Source organism: Kitasatospora sp. NPDC091257, assembly GCF_044757675.1.
GTDB lineage: Bacteria > Actinomycetota > Actinomycetes > Streptomycetales > Streptomycetaceae > Kitasatospora > Kitasatospora lactacystinica.
In genome coordinates, this window is the sequence record NZ_JBIVVI010000712.1 from 1 (window position 1) to 4,811 (window position 4,811).

The 4,811-nt window shown below is 76.4% G+C and carries 4 protein-coding genes and 1 pseudogene; 1 reads left to right on the forward strand and 4 read right to left on the reverse strand.

Features of this window, described 5'->3' with window-relative positions; translation table 11 throughout:
• The 4 genes and pseudogenes from ACIQOV_RS27900 to ACIQOV_RS27915 form a co-directional block, all read right to left on the reverse strand.
• Nucleotides 1–1,053 (reverse strand): annotated as a pseudogene (locus tag ACIQOV_RS27900) (hypothetical protein); the annotation flags it as partial.
• 26 nt (nucleotides 1,054–1,079) lie between these two features.
• On the reverse strand, nucleotides 1,080–2,915 hold the full coding sequence (locus ACIQOV_RS27905) for a dipeptide ABC transporter ATP-binding protein (protein WP_401053121.1): 1,836 nt from the start codon (nucleotides 2,913–2,915) through the stop codon (nucleotides 1,080–1,082).
• On the reverse strand, nucleotides 2,912–3,763 hold the full coding sequence (locus ACIQOV_RS27910; RefSeq protein ID WP_401053123.1) for an ABC transporter permease: 852 nt from the start codon (nucleotides 3,761–3,763) through the stop codon (nucleotides 2,912–2,914). Before ACIQOV_RS27910 ends, ACIQOV_RS27905 begins: the two co-directional genes overlap by 4 nt.
• Nucleotides 3,760–4,761 (reverse strand): ABC transporter permease, encoded by a 1,002-nt coding sequence (locus tag ACIQOV_RS27915; protein ID WP_401053125.1) that lies wholly within the window; start codon nucleotides 4,759–4,761, stop codon nucleotides 3,760–3,762. The genes ACIQOV_RS27910 and ACIQOV_RS27915 overlap by 4 nt, the downstream gene beginning before the upstream one ends.
• Here ACIQOV_RS27915 and ACIQOV_RS27920 point away from each other — a divergent pair.
• Nucleotides 4,753–4,811, forward strand: a 59-nt coding sequence (locus ACIQOV_RS27920; protein WP_401053127.1) for a hypothetical protein, incomplete at its 3' end; no start/stop codon positions are given. The genes ACIQOV_RS27915 and ACIQOV_RS27920 overlap by 9 nt on opposite strands.

Genomic DNA, 4,811 nt, shown 5'->3' on the forward strand with positions numbered 1-4,811 from the left:
GGTCCAGACAGTACCGCCCTCGGTGACGCCCGCCAGGGTGTCGCCGAGCCGGCCGAGGCCCCAGGAGTTGCCGTCCGGCACGGGCACCGCGAGCTGGTCGAGGGCGCCGGTGGCGAGGTCGTGGCGCCACAGCACGCCGTGCTCGGTCGAGGTGAACCAGAGGGTGTCCCCGCGGCGCTGGAAGTTGGTGACGCTCTTGGTGCCGGGGACGGCGAAGGAGCGCAGCACCCGGTGGCCGGCCGGGTCGAGGAGCGCGACGTGGGCGGGCGCGCCCTCGGTGGAGACGGCCAGCAGGTCGTCGCCGAGGACGGTGATCCGGCGGATGATCGTGTCGCCGCGCAGGTCGGGCGGGGTGATGTCGGTGACGGCGCCGGTGGCCCGCTCGACGGCGTACAGGCTCGCCCGGGTCGCTCCGCCGCCGCCGGCGAGGTTGCTGCCCACGCCGAGGTAGGCGTGGGTCGCGGTGGCGGCCACGGCGCGGCCCTGGGTGGCACCCGGCGCCGGGGAGGCGACCTCGGTGACGGCTCCGGTGGCCGGGCTCCAGGCATAGAGGCCGGGACCGGCGGCCCGGCCCTTCTGTCGTCCGGTCGCGTAGACCGTCCCGTCCGGTGCGACGGCCACGTCGCGGACGTCGGCGCCGGGGACGTTGCCGAGCGCGGTCAGTGTGCCGTCGTAGCGGTAGAGGTTGGCCGCGCCCGGGGCGTCGGTGACACCGAGGTGGAGCACGCCGTCCCGGGCGGCCGAGCCCTGGACGAAGTTGCCGGTGGGCAGCTCGACGGTGGCGGTGACCCGGCCGGTCGGCAGGTGGTGGCCGATCACCCGGGCCGGGGCGAGGTTGCGCGAACCGATCCACAGGGTGTCGCCGATCAGCGTCGCGCTCATCAGTGGGAAGTCGCTGTTCCCGGGGCCGAGTTCGGTCACGTCCGGTCCGTTCGACGGCCGGGTCGGCGGCCCGTGCGGCGGCGCCGCCACGGCGGTCCCGGCCGGTCCGAGCACCGAGAGCGCGGCCACCGCACCGGTGCCGAACAGGAGTTGGCGACGCGAAGGGGGCACGGCAGGCATGGGGCTCCAGAGTCCGGTCATGGGCGGGTCGGGCCGGGGGCGCCGGCGGCGGCCAGCAGCTCCCGGGTGTACGGGTGGGCGGGGGCGGCGAACAGCTCGGCGGCGGGGGCCTGTTCGACCACCCGGCCGTGCCGAAGCACCAGCACGTCGTCGCACAGGTGCCGGACCAGCGCGAGGTCGTGCGAGATGAACACCAGCCCGACGCCGTGGTGTTCGCGCAGTTCGGCGAAGAGGTTGAGGATCTGCGCCTGGACCGAGACGTCCAGCGCGGAGGTCGGCTCGTCGGCGACCAGCACCTGCGGGCCGACGGCCAGGGCCCGCGCGATCGCGACCCGCTGGCGCTGGCCTCCGGAGAGCCGGTGCGGCCGGGCGTCGAGCACCGCCTCCGGCAGGCCGACCAGCTCGCACAGCCCGCGCGGGTCGCGGTCCCGCAGCCCGTGGGCGGCCTGCGGTTCGGCCAGCGCCTCGCGCACCGTCATCCGGGGGCTGAGCGAGGCGTACGGGTCCTGGAAGACCAACTGCACCCGGCGGCGCAGCTCGCGTTCCTCGGCGCGGTCGACCCCGGCCCAGGACCGGCCGTTCACCCGCACCGTCCCGGCCTGCGGGCGCACCAGCCCGAGCAGCGCGCGGGCCAGGGTGGACTTCCCGGAGCCGGACTCGCCGATCACCCCGACCGCCCGGCCGGGCGCGGCGCTCAGGCCCACGCCCTCCAGGGCGGGCGGTCGGCGGCGGCCGTAGCGGACGGTGAGGCCGTCGGCGACCAGGACGGGCTCGGCGGCCCGTTCCGACCGTCGCGGCCCGCTGTCCTGACGCTCCGTCACCACGGCCTGGGAAAGCGGGAGATGGCAGGCGAAGCCGGAATCGGCCGCGCCGGTCCACTGCGGCGCCGAGGCCGTGCAGCGGTCGTCGGCGGCCGCGCAGCGCGGGGCGAAGGCGCAGCCGGCCGGTGCCCGGCCGGCCGCCGGCGGGCGTCCGCCGATGACGGCGAGCGGTGCACCGGGCGGACCGTCCAGCCGGGGCACGCCGGCCAGCAGCCCGGCGGTGTACCGGTGCCGGGGTGCGGCCAACAGGTGTGCGGTGGGCGCCCGTTCGACGATCCGTCCGGCGTACATCACCTGGACGGTGTCACAGCTGCGGGCCACCACGCCGAGGTCGTGGGTGATCAGCAGGACGGCCGTGCCGGTCTCGTCGCGAAGCCGGACCAGCAGGTCCAGGATCTCCACCCGGGTGCTCGGGTCGAGCGCCGTGGTCGGCTCGTCGGCGATCAGCAGCTCCGGGCGGTTGGCCATCGCCATGGCGATCAGCACGCGCTGGCGCATGCCGCCGGAGAACTCGTGCGGCCGGTCGCGGTAGCGGCGCGCGGGCTCGGCGATGCCGACCAGGTCGAGGAGTTCGAGCGCCCGGTCGCGGGCGGCCCGGCGGCTCGCGCCGTGCACCAGGGCCGCCTCGGCGAGCTGGCGGCCGACCGGCATCCGGGGGTTGAGGTGGGCCAGCGGGTCCTGGAAGACCATGCCGATGCGTCGGCCTCGCACCGCGCGCACGGCGGGTTCGGGCAGGGCGAGCAGGTCGGTGCCGTCGAACCGGACGGTGCCGCCGGTGGTGCGGCAGCCCGGCGGCAGCATCCGGTTGACGGCCAGCGCGGTGAGGGTCTTGCCCGAGCCGGACTCGCCGACCAGGCCGAGGATCTCGCCCGGCCGCACGGTGAAGTCCACCCCGCGCACCGCCTCGCCGCCGCCCGCCGTGACGCGCAGGCCGCGCACCTCCAGCAGCGGCGGGCCCGGCACCGCGGCGGCGGTCACCGCATCGGTCGTCGTCACCGCATCGGTCGTGGTCACCGCATCGGTCGTGGTCACCGCAGTCTCTCCCGGTTGAACGAGTCGGCGAGCAGGGTCAGGCCGAACACCAGCAGGCCGAGCAGGAGGACCGGCGCCAGGGCGTAACCCGGGTGGAGGAAGAGGTACTTGGAGCCGGTGTTGATCATCGTGCCGAGCGAGGGGGCGGGCGGCTGGATGCCGAGGCCCAGCACGCTCAGTCCGCCCTCGGTCTTGACGGCGTGCGCCATCGCCACGGCCAGCAGCGCGGTGGTGGCGTCGACGACGTTCGGCAGCACGTGGCGGCGCAGGATCCGGCCGCGCGGCACGCCGAGCACCCGGGCCGCCACCACGTGGTCGCGGGCCAGCTGGGCGAGCAGCGCGGCCCGAGCCTGGCGGCCGAAGGAGGGCAGCGCGCTGAGCACGATGGTGGCCACCACGGTGCCCAGCCCCGGGTGCACCAGCAGGGCGAGCGCGAGTCCGAGCAGGACGCCGTGCAGGCCGAGCAGCAGGTCGAACAGCCGCTGGACGGCCTCGCCCAGCAGCCGGTTCAGCCCGCCGAGCAGGCCCAGCGCGGTGCCGAGCACGGCGGCCGCCGGGACGGCCAGCAGGCAGACCAGCAGCTCGGTGCGGATCCCGGCCAGGGCCCGGGCGAGCAGGTCGCGCCCGACCTCGTCGGTGCCCAGCAGGTGGGCCGCCGACGGTCCGGCCAGGGCGTCCGGGCCCTGCCGGTAGGGGTCCGCGGCCAGCAGCGGGCCGAGCAGCCCCAGCAGCACCACCAGGAGGACGAGCAGCGCGCCGGTGCGGCCGCGCCGGGTGCGCAGCGCGGCCGGGAGCGCGGGCGGGGCGAACCGCCGGCGGCGCGCAGCGGGGGTGGTCGTGGCGGTCACCGGTCCTCCCCGGTGCCGGCGCGGGCGATCCGCGGGTCGAGCCGGCCGACGAGCAGCTCCGAGCCGAGCTGGACGAGCACGGCGACGGCGACGGCGAGCATGATCAGGGTCTGGGCGACCGGGTAGTCCCGCTGGTTGATGGCATCCAGCAGCAGCTGGCCGAGGCCGTGCCGGGCGAAGAGCTGTTCGGCGACCACCGCGCCGCCGAGCAGCTCGCCCAGGTGCAGGCCGAACTCGACGAAGAACGGCGCCAGGCTGTTGGGCACCACATGGCGGGCCAGGACCCGCCGGGGCGAGGCCCCCTTGGCGACGGCGGTCAGCACGAACTCCTCCTGGCGGGTGCGGCGCAGCTCGGTGGCGAGCAGCCGGGCCAGCACCGCCGAGCCCGGCAGCGCGAGCGCCACCGCGGGCAGGGCGAGGTACTGGACGGCGAGGTCCGGAGCGGCGAACAGGTCCCGCTCGCCGCCGGCGGGCAGCAGGCGCAGCAGCACCGCGAAGACGAAGACGAACAGCACGGCGGTGACGTACACCGGCAGCGCCAGCAGGGCGGTGGCCGGCGGGTCGAGCACCCGGGCGAGCCGGCCGCGCCGCTCGGAGGCCAGGGCGACGCCCAGCAGCAGGCCGAGGACCAGCATCAGCAGGCCGGCGGCGAGCGCGAGCTGAACGGTGCTGCCGACGCTCTGGCCGATCAGGCGGGTGACCGGTTCCCGGTAGTGGAAGGAGCTGCCGGGATCGCCGGTGAGCAGCCCGTGCAGCCAGCCCAGGTACTGGACGGGCATCGGCCGGTCCACGCCGAGGCTGTCGGCGAGCCGGTCGCGCTGCTCCTGGTCGGCCTCGGCGCCGAGCGCGGCGGACACCGGGTCGCCGGGGGCGAGGCGGAGCAGCAGGAAGACGGCGACGGAGGCGAGCCAGAGCGTGGCCAGCGCGCCGGCCGCCTTTCTGGTCCAGTAGGTGTGTGGCGTGCGTTCGGGGTCGTTCCGGACGCGGTGGTGGGCCACTCGCAGGGCGAGATCGCCGCCGCGGTGGTGGCGGGTGGTCTGAGCATCGA